The sequence below is a fragment of the Bradyrhizobium sp. AZCC 1577 genome (assembly GCF_036924575.1).
GTDB lineage: Bacteria > Pseudomonadota > Alphaproteobacteria > Rhizobiales > Xanthobacteraceae > Bradyrhizobium.
The window spans coordinates 6,904,067-6,923,955 of record NZ_JAZHRQ010000001.1; the positions used below are offsets into that span (position 1 = coordinate 6,904,067).

Annotated in this window: 19 protein-coding genes and 1 pseudogene; 1 reads left to right on the top strand and 19 read right to left on the bottom strand. The window is 63.1% G+C overall.

Features of this window, described 5'->3' with window-relative positions; translation table 11 throughout:
• Window position 1 precedes the first annotated feature (1 nt).
• The 10 genes from serA to V1278_RS32635 form a co-directional block, all read right to left on the bottom strand.
• A complete protein-coding gene (gene serA / locus V1278_RS32590) occupies window positions 2-1,591 on the bottom strand; it encodes a phosphoglycerate dehydrogenase (RefSeq protein WP_334383566.1) in 1,590 nt (529 codons plus the stop codon).
• A gap of 141 nt (window positions 1,592-1,732) precedes the next feature.
• Complete coding sequence (locus tag V1278_RS32595; RefSeq protein WP_334383567.1) at window positions 1,733-2,905, bottom strand: phosphoserine transaminase; 1,173 nt, start codon at window positions 2,903-2,905, stop codon at window positions 1,733-1,735.
• A gap of 80 nt (window positions 2,906-2,985) precedes the next feature.
• On the bottom strand, window positions 2,986-3,180 hold the full coding sequence (locus V1278_RS32600; RefSeq protein WP_334383568.1) for a hypothetical protein: 195 nt from the start codon (window positions 3,178-3,180) through the stop codon (window positions 2,986-2,988).
• A 259-nt stretch (window positions 3,181-3,439) separates the two neighbouring features.
• Complete coding sequence (locus V1278_RS32605; RefSeq protein ID WP_334383569.1) at window positions 3,440-3,910, bottom strand: GNAT family N-acetyltransferase; 471 nt, start codon at window positions 3,908-3,910, stop codon at window positions 3,440-3,442.
• 17 nt (window positions 3,911-3,927) lie between these two features.
• The gene (locus tag V1278_RS32610) at window positions 3,928-4,518 is read right to left on the bottom strand and encodes a glutathione S-transferase family protein (RefSeq protein WP_334383570.1); all 591 of its coding nucleotides are present in this window, start codon (window positions 4,516-4,518) and stop codon (window positions 3,928-3,930) included.
• A gap of 74 nt (window positions 4,519-4,592) precedes the next feature.
• The gene (locus V1278_RS32615; protein WP_334366838.1) at window positions 4,593-5,408 is read right to left on the bottom strand and encodes an outer membrane protein; all 816 of its coding nucleotides are present in this window, start codon (window positions 5,406-5,408) and stop codon (window positions 4,593-4,595) included.
• A gap of 212 nt (window positions 5,409-5,620) precedes the next feature.
• Window positions 5,621-6,451, bottom strand: coding sequence for an outer membrane protein (locus V1278_RS32620; RefSeq protein WP_334383571.1), 831 nt, complete (start codon window positions 6,449-6,451; stop codon window positions 5,621-5,623).
• Between the two features lie 292 nt (window positions 6,452-6,743).
• Window positions 6,744-8,003 (bottom strand): MFS transporter, encoded by a 1,260-nt coding sequence (locus V1278_RS32625; protein WP_334366836.1) that lies wholly within the window; start codon window positions 8,001-8,003, stop codon window positions 6,744-6,746.
• 145 nt (window positions 8,004-8,148) lie between these two features.
• Window positions 8,149-9,495: a phosphoglucosamine mutase gene (glmM, locus tag V1278_RS32630; protein ID WP_334383572.1), complete on the bottom strand. Its 1,347-nt coding sequence runs from the start codon at window positions 9,493-9,495 to the stop codon at window positions 8,149-8,151.
• A 209-nt stretch (window positions 9,496-9,704) separates the two neighbouring features.
• Entirely contained in the window at window positions 9,705-9,884 is a 180-nt protein-coding gene (locus V1278_RS32635) for a hypothetical protein (RefSeq protein WP_334366834.1), read from the bottom strand.
• A gap of 102 nt (window positions 9,885-9,986) precedes the next feature.
• On the opposite strand from V1278_RS32635, the gene V1278_RS32640 reads away from it, so the two are divergent.
• On the top strand, window positions 9,987-11,123 hold the full coding sequence (locus V1278_RS32640; protein WP_334383573.1) for an alpha-hydroxy acid oxidase: 1,137 nt from the start codon (window positions 9,987-9,989) through the stop codon (window positions 11,121-11,123).
• 171 nt (window positions 11,124-11,294) lie between these two features.
• Here V1278_RS32640 and V1278_RS32645 read toward each other — a convergent pair whose 3' ends face one another.
• The 9 genes and pseudogenes from V1278_RS32645 to V1278_RS32685 form a co-directional block, all read right to left on the bottom strand.
• A complete protein-coding gene (locus V1278_RS32645; protein WP_334383574.1) occupies window positions 11,295-11,921 on the bottom strand; it encodes a hypothetical protein in 627 nt (208 codons plus the stop codon).
• Window positions 11,922-11,997: 76 nt separating this feature from the next.
• A complete protein-coding gene (locus V1278_RS32650) occupies window positions 11,998-12,576 on the bottom strand; it encodes a hypothetical protein (RefSeq protein WP_334369168.1) in 579 nt (192 codons plus the stop codon).
• Window positions 12,577-12,710: 134 nt separating this feature from the next.
• A complete protein-coding gene (locus tag V1278_RS32655; RefSeq protein WP_334383575.1) occupies window positions 12,711-13,544 on the bottom strand; it encodes a shikimate dehydrogenase in 834 nt (277 codons plus the stop codon).
• A gap of 161 nt (window positions 13,545-13,705) precedes the next feature.
• Window positions 13,706-15,754: an elongation factor G gene (locus tag V1278_RS32660; protein ID WP_334383576.1), complete on the bottom strand. Its 2,049-nt coding sequence runs from the start codon at window positions 15,752-15,754 to the stop codon at window positions 13,706-13,708.
• A gap of 216 nt (window positions 15,755-15,970) precedes the next feature.
• Window positions 15,971-16,156 (bottom strand): annotated as a pseudogene (locus tag V1278_RS37085) (DUF992 domain-containing protein); the annotation flags it as partial.
• Between the two features lie 7 nt (window positions 16,157-16,163).
• A complete protein-coding gene (locus tag V1278_RS32670) occupies window positions 16,164-16,997 on the bottom strand; it encodes an alpha/beta fold hydrolase (protein ID WP_334383577.1) in 834 nt (277 codons plus the stop codon).
• A 50-nt stretch (window positions 16,998-17,047) separates the two neighbouring features.
• The gene (locus tag V1278_RS32675; RefSeq protein ID WP_334383578.1) at window positions 17,048-17,527 is read right to left on the bottom strand and encodes a DUF992 domain-containing protein; all 480 of its coding nucleotides are present in this window, start codon (window positions 17,525-17,527) and stop codon (window positions 17,048-17,050) included.
• A gap of 250 nt (window positions 17,528-17,777) precedes the next feature.
• Complete coding sequence (locus tag V1278_RS32680) at window positions 17,778-18,290, bottom strand: DUF992 domain-containing protein (RefSeq protein WP_334366828.1); 513 nt, start codon at window positions 18,288-18,290, stop codon at window positions 17,778-17,780.
• Window positions 18,291-18,508: 218 nt separating this feature from the next.
• Window positions 18,509-19,711, bottom strand: coding sequence for a pyridoxal phosphate-dependent aminotransferase (locus tag V1278_RS32685; protein ID WP_334366827.1), 1,203 nt, complete (start codon window positions 19,709-19,711; stop codon window positions 18,509-18,511).
• Window positions 19,712-19,889: the final 178 nt, after the last annotated feature.

The following is a 19,889-nucleotide window of genomic DNA, read 5'->3' on the forward strand; positions in this document are numbered from 1 at the left end:
TTTAAAACGCCAGCGCCTTGGCCTGCTTCACCTGCGGCAGCGCTTGCACCTTGGCAAGCACGTCGGCCGGCACGGGGCCGTCGATCTCGACCAGCGCGATGGCGTCGCCGCCCTGCTTGACGCGGCCGAGATGGAAGGTGGCGATGTTGATCTTGGCGTCGCCGAGCAGGCTGGCGAAGCTGCCGATGAAGCCGGGCTTGTCCTCGTTGGTGACATAGATCATCGACTTGCCGAACTCGGCATCGACCCGGATGCCCTTGATGTCGACCAGCCGCGGCTTGCCGTCGTGATAGACGGTGCCGGAAACGGAACGCTCCTGCCGTTCGGTGGTGACGGTCACCGTGATCAGGCTTTCGTAATCACTCTGCGCCGCCCGTACGATCTCGTCGACCACCATGCCGCGCTCCTTCGCGACGACCGGCGCGGAGACCACGTTGACCTCGCCCAGCATCGGGCGCAGCAGACCCGACAGCACCGCCGAGGTGATCGCCTTGATCTTCATCTCGGCGACGTGTCCCTCATAGGTGATCTCCGTCTTCAGGATGCCGCTCTCGGTGAGCTGGCCGGCGAACGAGCCGAGCTTTTCGGCGAGCTCGATGAACGGCTTCAGCTTCGGCGCTTCCTCCGCCGTGATCGATGGGAAGTTCACCGCGTTCGAGATCGCGCCGGTGAGAAGATAGTCCGACATCTGCTCGGCGACCTGCAGCGCGACGTTCTCCTGCGCTTCGGTGGTGGAGGCGCCGAGATGCGGCGTACAGATCACGTTGGGATGGCCGAACAGCACGTTCTTGGTGGCGGGCTCCTCGACGAAGACGTCGAAGGCGGCGCCAGCGACATGCTTGGAATTCAGCGCATCGAGCAACGCCTGCTCGTCGACCAAACCGCCGCGCGCGCAGTTGATGATGCGCACGCCCTTCTTCATCTTCGCGAGCGCCGCCGCGTCGATGATGTTCCTGGTCTTCTCGGTCAGCGGCGTGTGCAGCGTGATGAAGTCGGCGCGCCTGAACAGTTCGTCGAGCTCGACCTTCTCGACGCCGATATCCTTGGCGCGCTCCGGCGACAGGAACGGATCGAACGCGACCACCTTCATTTTCAGGCCGAGCGCGCGGTCGGCAGCGATCGAGCCGATGTTGCCGCAGCCGACCACCCCTAAGGTCTTGCCGGTGATCTCGACGCCCATGAAGCGGTTCTTCTCCCACTTGCCGGCCTGGGTCGAGGCGTCGGCCTGCGGAATTTCACGCGCCAGCGCCAGCATCAAGGTGATCGCGTGTTCAGCGGTCGTGATCGAATTGCCGAACGGCGTGTTCATCACGATGATGCCCTTGGCGGTCGCCGCGGGAATCTCGACGTTGTCGACGCCGATGCCGGCGCGGCCGATCACCTTGAGCTTCTTCGCCTTGTCGATGATCTTCGCGGTCGCCTTCGTCGCGGAGCGGATCGCCAGGCCGTCGTAATTGCCGATGATCTCGGCGAGCTTGTCCTTGTCCTTGCCGAGATTGGGCTGAAAGTCGACCTCGATGCCGCGATCTTTGAAGATCTGGACGGCTGCGGGAGATAGCGCGTCGGAAATGAGAACTTTGGGTTTGGACATCTGAATGTTTCCTTCAGGAAATCGATTGTCGTCCCGGCCGAAGCGCCTCTTGGCGCGTAGAGCCGGGACCCATACTCCGTGCTGTGGTTGTGGGTCCCGGCTCGCGCTTCGCTTGGTCGGGACGACGGCTAAGGAGACGAGTTAAGCCGCCTTCGGCAGCGCGGCCTTGGTCTCGGCAAACGCCCAGTCGATCCACTGCGTCAGCAGGGCCACGTCGGAGGCCTCCACCGTGGCACCGCACCAGATCCGCAGGCCCGCGGGCGCATCGCGGTAATAGGCGAAGTCGTAACCGGCGGCTTCCTTCTCCACCAGCGCAACCAGCTTCTTGGAGAACTCGGCCTGCGCGTCGGCGGTCAGCGAGGTGATCGCGGGATCGATGAACTTCAGGCACACCGAGGTGTTGGAGCGGATCGACGCATCCTTGGCCAGGAAGTCGATCCACGGCGTTTTCGCCTTCCACTCCGACAGCACCTTGGTGTTGGCGTCGGCGCGCGCGATCAGGGCTTTCAGGCCGCCGATCGATTTCGCCCAGTTCAGGGCATCGAGATAGTCCTCGACGCACAGCATCGACGGCGTGTTGATGGTCTCGCCCTCGAAGATGCCCTGGTTGAGCTTGCCGCCCTTGGTGAGGCGGAAAACCTTCGGCAGCGGCCAGGCCGGCTTGTAGGTCTCGAGCCGCTCCACCGCGCGCGGTGAGAGGATCAGCATGCCGTGCGCGGCCTCGCCGCCCAGCGCCTTCTGCCAGGAGAACGTCACCACATCGAGTTTTGCGAAATCGAGTGCTTGCGCAAACGCAGCCGACGTCGCGTCGCAAATCGTGAGACCTTGGCGGTCCGCGCTGATCCAGTCGGCGTTCGGCACGCGCACGCCTGAAGTCGTGCCGTTCCAGGTGAAGACGATGTCGGAAGCCGGATCGGCCTTGCTCAAATCGGGAAGATCGCCATAGCCGGCGTGCAGCTTGGTGACGTCCTTGAGCTTCAATTCCTTAACGATGTCGCTGACCCAGCCCTCGCCGAAGGATTCCCAGGCGATCGTGGTGACGGGGCGCGCGCCGAGCAGCGACCACAACGCCATTTCGACCGCGCCGGTATCGGACGCCGGCACGATGCCGATCTTGTAGTCGGCCGGCACTTCCAGCACTTCGCGCGTCAAATCGATCGCGAGCTTGAGCTTGGCCTTGCCGATCTTCGCGCGGTGCGAGCGACCGAGGGCTGCGTCCTTGAGATTTTGGGGATTCCAGCCGGGGCGCTTGGCACAGGGGCCGGAGGAAAAATGCGGCACGTTGGGCCGCGAAGCGGGCTTCGCTACGGTCATGAATCTACCCTTCCAGATAGTAAGCCTCCCGTTGGGGGGAGGTGTCCCGCCGCGGTCATTAGGGGAATCGGGCCCGATCGTCAAGAAGCTTCGGGCGCTTCACGCTCGATTGATGGCTCCTCGTCCGCGCAGGGAGCCGGCTCCTGCTGCAGAAGTTCGGCGGCATCGGTGACCAGTTTGGCGGCCTCTTGCCGGCTCGAGACCTTCAAAATGCTGGTGTCCCCGGCCTGCACGACATATTCGCTTCCGATCCGGACAATCGAATATTTTTTCATTGGAAATCCCCAAGCTGCCCACAGCCCCATGGGAGAGCCCGGCATAGCGGAGACGTTCCGGTCCGTAAAATCACGGACGCATGCGTAGTTTATCGCTTGTTAACCGGATCGCACAGTGACGACTACCTCAGGCATTCGTCGCAAGCGCGCTTCAACCGCGGTTGGCTGACCTTTATTCTGACGCGTTTTCTTTACGCGAACCGGATTCCACCCCCTGATCAAGTCCGAGGGCATGCTTCGCTCGAAAACGCTATGACTGTCAAAATCGCAGGGTCATGCCGACATGGCTGCGCGCAAAGCCGAGCCGCTCGTAAAACCGCTGCGCATCGACGCGGGTGTGATGCGTCAGCAATTCGACCAGTCTGCATTCCCTCGCGCGCGCTTCCAGAACCGCCCACTGCACCATCTGCTCGCCGATGCCGCTGCTGCGGCAGCGGCTGGCGACGCGGACATCCTCGATCAGGCCACGCGAGGCGCCCTGCGAGCTCAGCCCCGGCAGAATGCATAGCTGCAGGCAACCGACCACGGCGCCCTCGCCGTCCTCGGCGACGACGAGAAAGATGTTCGGGTCGTGCTGCAGCCGTTCAAAGGCCGTGAAATAGGATTGCGGCAGTGGGTCTTCGATCCGCTCGCGCGCGCCGCCCAGCGGATCGTCCGCCAGCATGGCGATGATGGTGCCGACGTCCTCGCGACGCGCGGGGCGGAGGGCGACCTTCGCAATCTCAGTCATGATGCGTTCCGGTGAAGTCACCGCGCCGGCGCAAGGGCGAGGAGTTTTTCGGTCTCGCCGATCCAGCGGCGCACTGCGGCGTAGCCGTCGAGATGGAAGCCGCCTTCGTGCGCCACGCGGGTATAGGCCAGTAGCGATACGTCGGCGAGCGTGATGGTGTCGCCGACCAGGAACGGCGTCAGCGCAAGCTGGTGCTCCATCCGCGCCAGCGCCGCATAGCCGCGCTTGACCTTTTCAGGATCGAGATCGGAGGCCGGCTTCTTCAGGTAGAACATCTGGAAGCGGCAGACGGCGATGTAGGGCTCGTGACTGTATTGTTCCCAGAACAGCCACTCGTCCATCTTCGCTTCCGCGAACGCATCCTGCGGAATGAGACGAGAACCGCGGGCGAGATAGCGGATGATGGCGTTGGATTGCGCCAGCGTGCGGCCGTCGTCGAGTTCGATCGTCGGCACCTGGCCGGCGCCATTGCGCTTGAGAAATTCCGCCGTCCGCGTCTCGCCCTTGAGCGTATCGACCGCCATCCAGGCGTAGGGCAGCGCGAGATGATCGCATACCCACTTCACCTTCAGGCAATTGCCAGAACTGGTATCGCCGTAGATCTTCATGCGCCGCCCTCGTTAGGGCGATAGTGCAACAGGCGGCGGCAATTCTGTCAACGGCGCCTGACCGGCGCCGCAAGTCAGAATTTATAACCGAGGCCGGCCCGCACCGTGTTGATGCTGGTGTCAACCGAAGTGGCAAAGCGCACGTATTCCCATTCCGCGCGCATGAACAGATTCGATATCAGCATTATTTCGGTGCCGAGACCGAACGAATAGCCGTAGATCAAGTGGCTATACTGGGCGTCGGTTGCGCTGATATCGAACGGCACGTTCTGAAAGCCTGGCGCGGCAGCCGGATTGACCTGAGTTCCGAAAACACGGGCGGTGCGAATGATATCGGCCTGCCCTAGCGCTATGCCGGCAAACATATAAGGGAGAAACGAACCGCACGCGTAGCCGCCGCGGACCCGAAGCGTTCCCATGTCGGAAATATTCATCTGCGCAGTCCCTTGATAGGTCGCGCCAACCGTGTACCCGGAAGGAAGCGTAAAGAACCGCGACATGCTGCCGGTCTGCGAACCGCCGAACTTGCCGTGCGTGTAATTCAATTCAACGCCCACGACGACGTCGGTCCACTGGAAATTGTAACCGACGAATCCGCCAAACCCCTCTCCGTGGGCGGAAACTTTTCCCATGACCGGCCACTGGGATATTTGCTGGACCTGCTCCATCTCAAGGCCGTCCATGAGGCGCGCCGCGATGGTCCTCGTCGAACCTGCGAAATTCATGTCTGAGGTGCCATAGGCGGCGTGTCCACCGATGTAGCCGCCTTGCCAGTTCACTGTGCTGGTGCTCAGCCCGTCGGTGAAACCACCGCGGAGAAACGGCAGATCAGCCGCCTGCGCACCGCTTACCGCTCCACACATCACCGCCATCAACAAAAAACGACGCATCGCAACGCTCCATCGGAAAACTCTGAACTTGGCGCTGATCATCGCCTGTTAACCTTAACCAATGGTTGTTGCGCCTTCCGATTGGCGCAATCTCGCCGGAAAGCAGGCAAACATTTTTCGCGGTCGCAGCTCTGCATCGCGATCCGTCAAAAGCAAACGGCGCGGGAAGAGCTCCCGCGCCGTCTGCAAATGTTAACGAATGAAGGTCGCGATTAACCTTTGCGGATCAGCGGCGGCGGTGCGTAGACCTCCGGGCTGGTCAGATCCCAACGCACGCCGAGCTTGACGTCATGCGAGGTGATGTCCTTGATCTTGATCGACGATGCACCTGAGATGCTGTTGTCGAACGCACGGAAGTTGCCGGGGGCTGCATCGCCGAGATTCATGTAGCTGTAGGCGAGTTCGACGGTAAACGCTGGACTGACCTTGTAGGCGAGACCGGCATGGGCCGCCCAGGCCAAATTCCACTTCCCATTGTCGGCGAAGTAGGTAACGCTGTTCGACAGGGCGCCTGCGGTGTAGCGAACGCCGTCGTCGCGGAAGCCGCTGAGCTTGTTGTACGACCCACCGACACCGGCGCCGATGAACGGCGTGATGCACCACCAGGTTCCGAGGTCGACATAGGCATTCGCCATGACAACCCACTCGGATTTGCTGCCGGTGTAGTTATTGACTCCGATGTCGTCGGGCCCGAGGACGACCGTGTCCGAGCCGTGGAGGTTGGCGCGACCGCGGTATTGGCCGATCACGTCCGCACGGAACCAGTTGTTGAAGCGATAGCCGACACCGAGGTCGAATAGCATCGAGCTGTCGAAGCCTAGACCCACGGTCGTCGTTGGAAAGGTCTGCGCAGTCAAGCTGTCAATTCTCTTCGCGCTCTGATTGGTCATGCCGATATCGCCGCGCAGATACCAGCCGCCGAAATCCTCGACCACCGGGGCCGGAGCATAAGGAGGCGGCGCAATCGCCATGTCGGCGGCAAACGCCGCCTGGGACAACAAAGTGGCCGCACCGGCGGCAATGAAAAACTTAACGCTACGCATGGGCTCGTCCTTTTGTCCGGTGAGGCTGACTGCAAAGGCCCCACTTCAAAAATCCACGGACGGACGATGGCATTAAATGCTTAAACGGCGCTTAACCCTAATTTTTAAGGTTGACAATCTATGACTTTTTCCCCGCGCTGTTTGCGACACGAGTCTCGATGCGTTTGCAACACGAATAATAATGGGCGAAACCGCCATACGTCCTAACGATGTATTGAGAAGAATCCGCGCCACCGCACCGTTAAGAATTTGTTGATGTAGCGAGCTTCCGCCCTCGCCTCGCGCAAACGCGTCAGCGCGCGTGCTTCGGCATCTTCGGCAAGAACACTGCGAGCAGGCCGAGAGCGGGCAGGAATGCGCAGAGGTGATAGACGAAGGCGATGCCGGTGTGGTCGGCAAGCTTGCCGAGCACCGCCGCGCCAAGTCCGCCGATGCCGAAGGCGACGCCGAAGAACACGCCGGAGATCATCCCGAAGCGATGCGGCATCAGTTCTTGCGCGAACACGATGATCGACGACGTCGCTGACGAAATGATCAAGCCGATGATCACCGTCAGCACCGCGCTGCCGACGAGGCCGGCATAGGGCAGCGCCAGCGTGAACGGCAGCGCGCCGAGGATCGAGAACCAGATCACGTATTTGCGCCCGAAGCGATCTCCGAGCGGCCCGCCGAAAAACGCGCCCACCGCATTGGCGGCAAGAAACAGGAACAGGTAGAGCTGGGCTGCCTGCGTGGACACCTGAAACTTTTCGATCAGATAGAAGATGTAATAGCTCGACAGGCTCGACACATAGAGCTGCTTCGAGAACAACAGCGCAACCAGCACTGCGAGCGCGATTCTGACGCGCCGGGAATCCGGCAGGTCCGGATGACGTTCCACCCCCGCCGTTTTCTTCGTCGTGATCTGCGGCTTATACCAGACGCCGATCCGCCACAGGATCACGATCGCCAGAAACGCGATCGACGAGAACCAGGCGATCGAGGGCTGGCCGAACGGTACCACGATCAGCGCCGCCAGCACCGGTCCCATCGACGTGCCGAAACTGCCGCCAAGCTGAAACACCGATTGCGCGAAGCCGTAGCGCCCGCCGGACGCCAGCCGCGCAATCCGTGCCGACTCCGGGTGAAACACCGCAGACCCCAGTCCGACCAGCGCCGCCGCGATCAGGATGATCGGATAGAGATGCGCGGCGCTGAGCAACAGCAAGCCGAAAAACGTAAAGCCCATGCCGATCGCAAGCGAGAACGGCTGCGCCTTCTTGTCGGTGAAGTGCCCGACGACGGGCTGCAGCAGCGACGCGGTGAACTGGAACGCCAGCGTGATCATGCCGATCTGCGCGTAGTCGAGCGCGTAAGCATCCTTCAGGATCGGATAGACCGAGGCGATCAACGACTGCATGGTGTCGTTGAGGAAATGCGAGAAGCTGATGCCGGCCAGCACGACATACGCCGGCCCCGCCACGGCCGCTTTCGCAGCGAGCCCCGGCGCCGCGTCCGGCACGACCACCGGCGCGGTCGCGGTTTCCTCAGTTACGATGACGGGCTTGTTCAACGGCGCATTCCCGAAAAGGATTCGCTGACGCAATGCCGCGTTTTACGTCGCCCGCCCGGTTGCGACCAGCAGCAATAGCCGATAGCTGCGATGCGCTCCTGCGCACCGCCGATCAGCAATCACGTGTCCTTTGGATAAAGCGTGCTTATGCCGCCGCAGCGTGGCCGAGCGCGTTGACGATCTGGTCGACGACTTCCTCGACCAGGAGGCGGTCGTCGCCCTCGCCCATCACGCGGATCACAGGCTCGGTGCCGGACGAACGCACCAGCAACCGGCCATGGCCGTTGAGACGATTCTCGCCGTCCATGATCGCCGATTTCACCTCGGCGTGGTCGAGCGGCTTGCCGGAGCGATAGCGTACGTTCTTCAGTATCTGCGGCAGCGGATCGAAGCGGTGACAGACCTCCGACACCGGGCGGCCAAGCTTTTGCACAACGGCCAGCACCTGCAGCGCGGCGACGAAGCCGTCGCCTGTCGTGGCGTAGTCGGAGAGGATGATATGGCCCGAGGGCTCGCCGCCGAGATTATAGCCCTGCGACAGCATCTGCTCGAGCACGTAGCGGTCGCCGACCGGCGTGCGCACCATGCCGAGGCCCTGCCCCTCGAGGAAGCGCTCAAGCCCGAGATTCGACATCACGGTAGCGACGATGCCGGGCTTGGCGAGACGGCCGTCTTCCTTCCAGCTTTGCGCGATCACGGCGAGCAACTGGTCGCCGTCGACGACGTGGCCGCGCTCGTCGACCAGGATGACGCGGTCGGCGTCACCATCGAGCGCAATGCCGATATCGGCACGCATCTCGCGCACCTTCCTGGCGAGCGCCTCCGGCGAGGTCGAGCCGCACTCCTTGTTGATGTTGAAGCCATCGGGTTCGACGCCGATCGCGATGACGTCGGCGCCGAGCTCCCACAGCGCTTCCGGCACCACCTTGTAGGCCGCGCCATGCGCGCAATCGATCACGACGCGCAGGCCGTCGAGCGAGAGCTCGCGCGGCAACGTGCGCTTGGCGAATTCGATATAGCGGTCGTGGACGCCGTCGATACGGCGGGCGCGCCCGAGACTCGCGCTCTGCGCCAAGCGGCGGTCGATCGGCTCGTCGAGCAATTGCTCGATCTGCCTTTCGACGTCGTCGGACAGTTTGAAGCCCTGCGGACCGAACAGCTTGATGCCGTTGTCCTCGAACAGATTGTGCGACGCTGAAATCATCACGCCGAGATCGGCGCGCATCGACTTGGTCAGCATCGCGACCGCCGGCGTCGGCATCGGGCCGAGCAGCAGCACGTCCATGCCGACCGAGGTAAATCCGGCCACCATGGCGTATTCGATCATATAGCCGGAGAGCCGCGTATCCTTGCCGATGACGACGCGGTGGCGGTGATCGCCACGCTGAAACACCAGGCCGGCCGCCTGACCCACCTTGAGCGCGAGCTCCGGCGTGATCAAACCATTGGCGCGGCCCCGAATTCCGTCGGTCCCGAAATATTTGCGGCTCATGTGACCCCCAGCCTTTCCGGGACTTCTTCAAGGCCTGCGGCCACGAATCCCGAACGCCTCCATCGTAGCGTGCTGAGGGTTATAATCCTTCGCCCGCTAAAATGGCTTCAAAAAATATGATGAATCATTACGGCCATTAGCGGCCAAAAGGCAATATAACTATTTGTTATATCTGGATATTCACGCCAGGCAGCGATCGGCCTGCCGGCTCAACCGCTTCGCTTGACGTGCTGGTCGCCTTTCGAAGGCGGCGGCTGGGTGACATTGACCGGGTCGGATGCCGGAAAGGTCTCTTCCAGCCCCTCGTCCAGAGCGTCGTCGAGCCGGCGTTTTTCCTCGCGATCGGCCGGGCCGGTCTCGACGGGGGCGGCTTTGCGCGGTCCGGTCATGGGATATCCTCCCGGGAGTGGCGCCGAGACGCGATTTGGCTGGCCATCCAACCATGCTAGATGACGACGCAGCGAAGAAGTTCAAGAAGGGCCGGGACGTCCATGAAGCATATCACCTGCATTGAGGATCTGCGCCAGTTGCACAAGCGCAGGGTTCCCAAGGCGTTTTTCGACTACGTCGACCGCGGCTCCTACACCGAGGACACGCTGCGGGCCAATTCGGAGGATCTGCAGCAGATCAAGTTCCGCCAGCGCATCCTGGTCGATGTCTCCAAGCGCGATCTCTCCACGACGATCCTCGGCGAGCCGGCCGCGATGCCCTTGATTCTTGCCCCGGTCGGCCTGCTCGGCATGCAGCATGGCGACGGCGAGATTCATGCCTGCCGCGCCGCGCAGGCCGCCGGCATTCCCTTCACCCAAAGCACGATGTCGATCTGCTCGATCGAGGATATCGCAGCCAGCGTCGACAAGCCGTTCTGGTTCCAGCTCTACGTGATGAAGGACCGCGGTTTCATCAAATCGCTGATCGAGCGCGCCATCGCGGCGAAATGCTCGGCGCTGGTGCTGACCGTCGATTTGCAGGTGATCGGCCAGCGCCATCAGGACATCAAGAACGGCATGACGGTGCCGCCGGAATGGTCGCTGTCGAAGCTGATCGATTTCGCCAGCAAGCCGTCGTGGGTCGCGGGCGTGCTGCGCGGCAAGCGCCGCACCTTCGGCAACATTGTCGGCCACGTCAAAGGCACCGAGGATCTCACCAAACTCTCGGAGTGGACCGCGTCGCAATTCGATACCTCGCTGAACTGGAAGGACATCGACTGGATTCGCTCGATCTGGCCGGGCAAGCTGATCCTCAAAGGCATTCTCGACGTCGAGGACGCCGAAATCGCGGCCAAGACCGGCGCGCAGGCGATCGTGGTTTCCAACCATGGCGGCCGCCAGCTCGACGGCGCGCCGTCCTCGATCGAGGTGCTGCCCGAAATCGTCGATACCGTCGGCTCGAAGATGGAGATCATGTTCGACGGCGGCATCCGCTCCGGCCAGGACGTGGTGCGCGCGCTCGCGCTCGGCGCCAAATCCTGCATGATCGGCCGCGCCTATGCCTACGGCATAGGGGCCGGCGGCGAAGCCGGCGTCGCCAAGGCGCTCGACATCCTGGCCAAGGAAATGCTCACGACGATGGGGTTGTGCGGCGTCAATACGATTGCCGAGATCGACGATCGCGTGCTGGCGGTGTGAGACGCTGTTCGTGCGAGTGCCTCCATACGTCGTCCCTGCGAACGCAGGGACCCATAGCCACCGATGTTTGTGATGCGCAGCGCTGGAGCTCCAGCTTTCTCTAACAACTAACATTAGTGGTCATGGGTCCCCGCGTTCGCGGGGACGACCCGTTGAGAGATTTGCGGGCGATCACATCGGCGGTGTGATCCCGTCGCGGCCGACATTGACGCGCGCGGCTTCCAGCGTGCCGTCGTCCTTCTTCACCGCGCCGAAGATGATGATCTTGGCGCCCGGCCTCAGCTCGGACTTGTCGCCGGCGACGAAGGTGACGATCGGCGTATCCGGCGGCACCACGACTTTCTTTTCGCCGTCTTTGTATTTGACCAAAATATTCTGGCCATCGGTGCCCTTCACCGTCTGGGCGACGGTGGCGTTGGTCATGGTCGAGTTCGGGCGTTGATCCCACGGCCGAAAACCTTCGGCCGCGCCGCGCTGGTTCTCCGGAAAGATATGCACCGCGACCGCTTTCTGGGTGCCGTCCGGCTCCGGCATGCCGGTGACGCCGATGTAGGAGCCTTCCTTGATCTCGGACAGCGCGGTCTTCGCCACGCCGAACACGGCGACATTGTCGGTGAGACGGACCTTCATGTCGGCGCCCTCGCGCGACTTGACCGACAGCATGGACCCGTCGACGGCCTCGATGGTGCCGCGAATGCGCACCGTCGGTGGCTGCTGTGCCCAGGCCTCCGCGGCAAACAGCGCGACAAGGCCCAGCGAGGCCGCAAACCCGCGCGGCCATGAAGAAGATTTCAGCATGGTGTTCCTCCCGAGATGTATTGGCGCCCAACTCAACGCAAACACCGCACGGAGGTAGCTATTCCACCAGGCGGCTTCACATCGGCGGGGTCAGGCCGTCGCGGCCGACGCTGACGCGGCTGGTCTCGAGTGAGCCGTCCGGCAGCTTCTTCATGAAGGCGATCACCTTGGCGCCGGGCTTGAGGTCCGATTTGTCGGCGGGAACGTAGGTCACGACCGGCGTCTCTGGAGAGACCACGACTTTCTTCTCGCCGCCTTTGTATTTGATCGTCAGGGCGTGGCCGTCATTGCCGACCACGGAATCCGCGACCGTCGCGTTGGTCATCGTGGAGTTCGGACGTAGATCATAGGGCCGCGAGCCCTCGCCGGTGCCGCGCATCGCTTCCGGAAACACATGCACTTCCACCGCGTTCTGGCTGCCGTCTGGTCCCGGCACTGTGGTGGTGCCAATGAAGGATCCGACCTTGATGTCGGACAGCGAGATCTTACTGATCCCGATGACGTTGACATCGCCGGTCATGTGCAGCCTGACGTCGTCGCCGCCGCGGGACTTCACCGCGAGCACGTCACCATCGACGGCTTCGATGGTGCCGCGGACGCGCGTCGGCGTCGGTGGCTGCTGGGCGATCGCGTAAAGCGTGGAGCCCGCCACCATCGCGACGGCGACAAGCGGGCGAACGAGCTGAAAATGACGGACGGGCATGCTAGGGTCTCCAATAGTGGCACTGACGTAGCCATTGACCCCGGCCTTTCAAAAAAATTCCGGCTCAAGATTCCGCGATCAGCCGATCATGTATTCGTGAGATCGGCTTCGACGAGCGCACGAAGCTCCGGCGTCACCTCGGGGCGCCGTCCGAACCACAGTTCGAATCCCCGCACCGCCTGATGCAAGAGCATGCCGAGCCCATCGGCGGTCTTCAGCCCGCGCGCGCGTGCAGCGGTCAGCAGCGGCGTGTCGAGCGGCACATAAACGAGATCGGCGACGACGGCGCGTGACGGCAGCCGGCCGACATCGAGTTCGAGCGGCGGCTGCCCCTTCATGCCGAGCGAGGTCGTATTCACCAGAAGTCCGGCGCGCGGCAGGAGATCGCCGAGCGCATCCCACGCCACGGGCAACACGTTCACGCCGAACTGATCCGCCAACGCGCTCGCGCGCGCCATGGTGCGATTGACGAGATGAATGCGCTTGATGCCGCGTTCGCGCAGGCCAAACACGACAGCGCGTGACGAACCGCCGGCGCCCAGCACCAGTGCATCCTCTGCTTGGTCCCAGCCGCCGGCGCAGGCGTCGAGATTGTTGATAAAGCCTTCGACGTCGGTATTGGTCGAGCACAATTCGCCGTCTGCGAACCACAGCGTGTTGGCGGCGCCGACTGCGCGGGCGCGCTCGTCCGGCTTCGACAGCGCAAGCGCGCGCTCCTTGTGCGGAATGGTGACGTTGGCGCCGACGAAGCCGCGGTGCGACAGGCGGAAGATGAAATCCTTGAACTCGTCGGGCGGCACCGCCTCGATGACGTAGCCGCCCTCGATGCCGAGCGTGCGCAGCCAGTAATGATGGATCAGCGGCGAGCGCGAATGCGCGGCCGGCCATCCGATCAGGCACGCGGCGGGGGGTTTAGGCACGATCGTTCTCGGCGGCGCGGACAGGCATGGTTTCCTTCCAAAATTCTTGCAAAATTCTTGGAAGGCGATCCATTTCGTGTCCCGCCAGCCGTGTCAAGCACGCGGGCCGGTGCTCTCCCTCTCCCTCTCCCCGTCCTTCACGGGGGGAGGGAGACGCACAGCTACGCCGCGACGCGATGCGCGGCGATGATCTGGTCGGCGGCGCGGCCGGTGACCTCGGCCATGCGGTCGAACTGGCGGGTGAAACCGCCGGCGCCGGCGGTGGCCGAGCGCAACTCCACGATCAGATCGCCGATCTCCGCCTCCGGCATGGTGGCGCGGACGCAGTCCCATGCCGGCCAGCCCTCGCGGGTGTCGAAGCCGAGAATCTGGCCGCGTCGCGCCGACAGGATCGCGTTGATCTTCGCCGTCGCCTCCGTCGGGCAGACGATCTCCACCATGTGGATCGGCTCCAGCAGCACCGGTTGACACTGCGGCAGCGCCTCGGTCATGCCGACACGGGCCGCGGTGCGGAACGCGAGATCGGACGAATCGACGCTGTGATAGGAGCCGTCGATGAGCGTGACCTCGACATCGATGACGGGAAAACCGAGCGGACCCTTGGCGAGGCCGTCGACCACGCCCTCTTGCACCGCGCCGATATAATTTTTCGGCACCGCGCCGCCGACCACCTTTTCGTGGAACTCGAAGCCCGAGCCGCGCGGCATCGGTTTGATTTCCAGCACCACGTCGCCGAACTGGCCGTGGCCGCCGGATTGCTTCTTGTGGCGGCCGCGCTGGGTGATCGGCTTGCGGATGGTCTCCTGATAGCCGATCGCCGGCGGCTGCGATTTGACGTTGACGCCGAAGCGGTCGCGCAGACGCTCGAGCGCGACGCGCAGATGCATCTCGCCCTGCCCCCACAGCACGATATCGTGGGTGCGCTGGTTCTGGATCATCGTCAGCGACGGATCTTCCTCGTTCAGCCGCAGCAGCGCCTGGCCCAGCTTGACGTCGTCCTTGCGATCGGCCGCCGATAGCGACATGGCAAGCACCGGCGGTGTCGGCGCGATCTGCACCAGTGCCGCCGGCGCGGCCTTGCCGCTGGACAGCGTATCGCCGGTCTTGATCGCGTCGAGCTTGCCGAGCGCGATCGTCTCGCCGGCCTCCGCCGCGGAGCGCTTGGTATCGTGCGCGCCGTTGACCGCGAGAATGCCGGACACCCGTCCGGCTTCGCCGGAGGAGGATTGTAGCGTCGCGCCGTCATCGAGATGGCCGGCGAGCAGCCGCGTCAGCGACAGCTTGCCGCCGTGCTGCAGATGCAGCGTCTTGAACACATAGGCCAGCGCCTCCTTTTGCGACGATGCGCTGAGGCGTTTCGCCGTTTCAACAACGCCGGGCGATTCATGCCGCAGCGCCTTCATCAGCCGCAGCACGCCGTTCTCGCGGCTCGCGGCGCCGAGCAGCACCGGACAGATCAGCCCTTCGCGCAATTCGCGGGCGAGATCGTCGAACACCGCGTCGCGCGGCGGCTGGATGTCTTCCAGCAACTGCTCCATCAACGCGTCGTCATGATCGGCGAGCTTTTCAAGCATCGAGAAGCGCGCTTCCTTCTCTCGGTCGAGATCGCCGCCTTGCAGCGCGATCACCTCGGAAGGCTTGTGCTCGCGATAAACAAAGGCGCGCTCCAGTGCGAGGTCGACAAAGCCTTCGATCAAGTCGCCGTTCCAGATCGGAATCTGCCGCAGCACCAGCGGCACGCGCGAGGCCGGCTGCAGGGTCGCCAGCGTTTCGCGGATGCGCTTGTTGGCGCGATCGATCTTGTTCAAAAACAGAAAACGCGGAATGCCGAGATCTTCCAGCTCGCGCAGGATGATCTGCAGTTGCGGCAGCTTCTTCTCGTCCGCCTCGCAGACCACGACCGCGGCATCGACCGCGGGCAACGCGGCGCGCATGTCATGCGCGAACTCGACCGAGCCGGGACAATCGATAAAGGTGTAACTGTCGCCCATGAAGGTGGTGGTGGCGGCGCTCAAGGCCACGCCCATCTTGTGATGGCGCGCTTCGGGGCTGGCATCGCCGACGGAAGTTCCGGCATCGACGCTGCCGGCACTTTTAATGGCGCCCGTTCGCGCCAGTATTGCTTCTAGAAGTGTGGTTTTACCGCTCTGGAAAGGGCCCACCAGTGCAATGCACCGTGGACCTTGGGGACTTCTGACGTCTTGTCCCATTGCCGCCTCCCTGTTTTGGAGCTCGGCCCGTGATTGGGTCGGCGACCTCTGATGCTCCGCCTGTCGCAACGATTTGGCAAGCGGGAAAACATCGCTGCGGTGCGAGGCGGGGTGTTCGGGGCGCCAGCTGCCGTCATTGCGAGTGAAGCGAAGCAAATCCACCTCCCCACTCGGGAAATTGCTTCGCAATGACGGGGAGAAAGGCGTGATTAACAATTAACGCCCCGGCCTGAGTTCCAAACTTTCCAATCCGGCAGCAATGCTGACGCCTACCTGGCCCTGCACGCTCAAGGGCTACAGCGCGATCGAATTGGCGGAGCCGCCGACGTTGCCACGGCGCGCAGCACCCGCAGGAGCGCAGCGAAATGCGGGACAAGAACCAACCAAGGAGCCCCGGATGTCGCGATGCTCATCCGGCTACGTTCGATGGGCCGGAGCCGCAATCGATGAACTCCGCAACGAGGCCCGTGATCTCAGTTGGCCGCTCCAGGCTCGGTAGATGGGCAGTGCCGGTCAACGTATGGCCTGACCCCTTCAACATCATCGTTGCAATGTGGCGGCTTCGTTCCTGAATGTGCGGAAAATCGAGGTCACCCCAGATCACAAGCGATGGTGCTGATATCTCGCGCAAACGATGGAAGGTGGGCACGACATCGAGGTTCGACCCGGCCGGCGGCGACCGTAGCGCAATGGTGTTCATGTCGAGGAACAGCCGGCGCGCCTCACCTGTGACACGCTTCTCGGGCTGCAGTGGACCGTCCAGCCAAAGATGAGCCTTGATTGCGTTCACGCGATCCAAATCGCCGGCTTGCTCGGCGTCCTTGAGCTTGGCCATCAAGCCCTCGATCTCAGGCGGATAGATCGGCTCGGGCGCGCCGCTCACGGCGGGCGCAATGAGAACGAGGGCACGGACATAGGATGGATGCAGAAGAGCAGTGTCGAGCGCGATCCGTCCACCCTGAGAGCATCCAACAAGGATCGTCGGCGCGCCGTTCCCGACGGCGTCAATCACCGCCAACAAATCCGCGACTGCAGAAAAGTCCTCCTTTTCCGCGCGAGTCTCGCCAAAGCCCCGCCGATCGTACGCGATCGCCTTGTTGCTTGCGCCGAGTGCATCCAGTTGCGCGCGCCACATGCGACTATCGCAGACCGCGGCATGCAGAAAGACGACAGGGTCGCCGTGGCCGACGACTGTCGCGGCGAGCCTGGCCTGGCCGGACGCAATCTGATGATTGGAAATCATGATTGATGCTAGCCCCGTTGGCTCGCAATGACGGAGATAGGCCGCTCCGATCAGCGCCCCGGCCGCAGCTCCAGACTTTCCAATCCGGCGGCGATGCTGACCCCTACCTGGCCCTGCAGGCTGAGCGGCTGCAGCGCGATCGAGTTCGCCGAGCCGCCGACCAATACGTTGCCGCCGACACCGACGCCAAGCGTCGCGCTGCCTTGCGCGCCGACATAATCGCCGGAAAGGCCGCCCGGCCCGAGCCGCGCGACAGGTGCGAACACGCCCCAGGCCAGCGCCGATTCCTGGGTGATGCCGAGATCGAGTCCGACTTTGCGGATGGTGGCGACATAGCGATCTTCCGGCATCCCTTCTGCGCGCAGCACGCAACCGAGGTGAGTGACGGAACCGACGACGAAACCGACACTGGCGCCGCCGCGACACTCCAGCACGCCGACCTGCACGCGCTGCCCCTGCTGCGCATTGGCGCCGATGGATGAAGCCAGCGTAGCGAGAACGGCAGCGGCGAGGATGAAGGAACGACGCATGAAGTAAGCTCCGGAAAGAAAGCGATGCGAGCAAAGAATGGAAATCGGAGCGCCGTGCCCGCGGCGCTTGCCGTTCTATGCCACAACATCACAGGTAGTACCAGAATGGCGGAAGCGCGAAGCGACTAACTATGGTGCGCAAATTACGCACCTGAGAATCTCGAGATTCCGGGTTCGATGCTGCGCATCGGCCCGGAATGACATCAACAAAAAAGGCCCGCTTACGCGGGCCTTTTCCTTAACGTCATCCTCAACCGCGGCGGTGATGTCGGCGATGGTGCCGGCGCGGGCCGAACTGCACCGGTTGCAGCTCGAGGCCGGCGATGCCGGCGGCGACGTTCAATCCGGTCTGGCCTTGCAGGCTGATCGGCTGCAGCGCGTAGGCATTCGCCGGACCACCCACCAGGAAGTTGCCGCCGCCGCCGACGCCGATCGATGCATTGGCGCCGACGCCACCATAGCTGCCGGCGAGTTCGCCGCGCCCGAGCCGGCTGTTCGGCGCACTGACCGCCCACGACAACTGGGTCTGCTCGGTGACGCCGAGATCGAGACCGATGCGCTGCACCTTGGCGATGTAGGGTTCAGGCCGGCGGCCTTCGCTGCGGAACACGCATTCGAGGCTCGTCACCGAACCGACCACGAAGCCCACATTCTGGCCGCCCTGACATTGCAGGATGCCGGCGCGAACCGGCGGCGCCGCGTCGGCGCTTGCGATCGGCGCGATCAGTGCCGCCGCGGCGAGTGTCAATGTCAGGAGTCGCATGTATCCCAGTCTCCGCATGTTGATGAACAAATTTAGCGGAGCGGACAGGATGGAAGTGCCGTGTCGAAAACATGGCGCTTCATCAAGAAGCCGTCAAAACATTGCGTGTTTGTTCACCCGCGATGTGATTTGACGGCCGTCCTTTTGACGCGATTGCTGGTCGCGAACCGCGGCCCGTCCCCGCATCAACTGCGGAGCGGGCTTGCGCGGCGAAACGCTTATCTCAAATTGCCGCAGAAGCGTTGGATGCGCTTGCAGGCATCTTCGAGGTCGGAGGTCTTGGTCGCGTAGGAGATGCGGAACGCCGGGCCGAGACCGAACGCGGATCCCTGCACGACGGCGACGCCCTCGCTCTCCAGCAATTCCGTGACAAAATCCTCGTCATTGCCAATCACCTTGCCTGACGGCGAGGTCTTGCCGATGGTGCCGGCGCAGGACGGATAGACGTAGAACGCGCCTTCCGGTCGCGGACATTCGATGCCCTTGGCCTGGTTCAGCATCGAAACCACGAGGTCGCGGCGCTCCTTGAACATCTTGTTATGCACCGGGATGAAATCCTGCGGACCGTTCAACGCTTCGACGGACGCCCACTGCGCGATCGACGACGGGTTCGATGTCGATTGCGACTGGATGGTCGCCATCGCCTTGATCAGGTCGGCCGGGCCGCCGGCGTAACCGATGCGCCAGCCGGTCATGCAATAGGCCTTCGACACGCCGTTCACTGTCAGAGTGCGCTCGTAGAGTTTCGGCTCGACCTGCGCAGGCGTCGCGAACTGGAAGTCGTCATAGACCAGATGCTCGTACATGTCGTCGGTCATCACCCAGACATGCGGATGCTTCACCAGTACGTCGGTGATCGCCTTGAGTTCGGCGCGCGTGTACGCGGCACCGGTCGGGTTCGACGGCGAGCACAGGATGATCCATTTGGTCTTCGGCGTGATTGCCTTTTCCAGATCCTCGGGCCGCAGCTTGAAGCCGCTCGACGCCGGGCACACGACGGGGACCGACTCGCCGCCGGCCAGCGCCACCATTTCCGGGTAGCTCACCCAGTACGGCGCCGGGATGATCACCTCGTCGCCGGGATTGAGGGTTGCCATCAGCGCATTGTAGAGCACCTGCTTGCCGCCGGTGCCGACGATGATCTGGTTCGGCTTGTAGGTCAGGCCGTTCTCGCGCCGGAACTTGTTGATGATGGCTTCCTTCAGCTCCGGAATGCCGCCGACATCGGTGTACTTGGTCTTGCCGGCCTCGATAGCGCGGATCGCCGCCAGCTTGATGTTGGCCGGCGTGTCGAAATCCGGCTCGCCGGCGCCGAGGCCGATGACGTTGCGGCCCGCCGCTTTCAGCGCGCGCGCTTTGTCCGTGACCGCGATGGTCGCGGACGGCTTCACACGGGCGAGGGCGGCGGACAGGAAGGGCATCATGATCTCCTGGCAAACGTCGTGACTTCTGAAATTCACGACTCTTTTTGATGGGAACGCCGCACCCTAAGGCGCTGCGCGCTGCATCGCAAGAAGCTTGGCCGGACACGGGCCAAACTTTGGGGAACGTTGCGCGGGCTCGGTACGATCGGAGCAATCCGAACGCAATATTCGCAAA

Coding starts and splice junctions, on each gene's coding strand:
- serA (WP_334383566.1), bottom strand. CDS start 1,591: ATGTCCAAACCCAAAGTTCTCATTTCCGACGCGCTATCTCCCGCAGCC.
- V1278_RS32595 (WP_334383567.1), bottom strand. CDS start 2,905: ATGACCGTAGCGAAGCCCGCTTCGCGGCCCAACGTGCCGCATTTTTCC.
- V1278_RS32600 (WP_334383568.1), bottom strand. CDS start 3,180: ATGAAAAAATATTCGATTGTCCGGATCGGAAGCGAATATGTCGTGCAG.
- V1278_RS32605 (WP_334383569.1), bottom strand. CDS start 3,910: ATGACTGAGATTGCGAAGGTCGCCCTCCGCCCCGCGCGTCGCGAGGAC.
- V1278_RS32610 (WP_334383570.1), bottom strand. CDS start 4,518: ATGAAGATCTACGGCGATACCAGTTCTGGCAATTGCCTGAAGGTGAAG.
- V1278_RS32615 (WP_334366838.1), bottom strand. CDS start 5,408: ATGCGTCGTTTTTTGTTGATGGCGGTGATGTGTGGAGCGGTAAGCGGT.
- V1278_RS32620 (WP_334383571.1), bottom strand. CDS start 6,451: ATGCGTAGCGTTAAGTTTTTCATTGCCGCCGGTGCGGCCACTTTGTTG.
- glmM (WP_334383572.1), bottom strand. CDS start 9,495: ATGAGCCGCAAATATTTCGGGACCGACGGAATTCGGGGCCGCGCCAAT.
- V1278_RS32635 (WP_334366834.1), bottom strand. CDS start 9,884: ATGACCGGACCGCGCAAAGCCGCCCCCGTCGAGACCGGCCCGGCCGAT.
- V1278_RS32640 (WP_334383573.1), top strand. CDS start 9,987: ATGAAGCATATCACCTGCATTGAGGATCTGCGCCAGTTGCACAAGCGC.
- V1278_RS32645 (WP_334383574.1), bottom strand. CDS start 11,921: ATGCTGAAATCTTCTTCATGGCCGCGCGGGTTTGCGGCCTCGCTGGGC.
- V1278_RS32650 (WP_334369168.1), bottom strand. CDS start 12,576: ATGGTGGCGGGCTCCACGCTTTACGCGATCGCCCAGCAGCCACCGACG.
- V1278_RS32660 (WP_334383576.1), bottom strand. CDS start 15,754: ATGGGACAAGACGTCAGAAGTCCCCAAGGTCCACGGTGCATTGCACTG.
- V1278_RS32670 (WP_334383577.1), bottom strand. CDS start 16,997: ATGATTTCCAATCATCAGATTGCGTCCGGCCAGGCCAGGCTCGCCGCG.
- V1278_RS32675 (WP_334383578.1), bottom strand. CDS start 17,527: ATGCGTCGTTCCTTCATCCTCGCCGCTGCCGTTCTCGCTACGCTGGCT.
- V1278_RS32680 (WP_334366828.1), bottom strand. CDS start 18,290: ATGCGACTCCTGACATTGACACTCGCCGCGGCGGCACTGATCGCGCCG.
- V1278_RS32685 (WP_334366827.1), bottom strand. CDS start 19,711: ATGCCCTTCCTGTCCGCCGCCCTCGCCCGTGTGAAGCCGTCCGCGACC.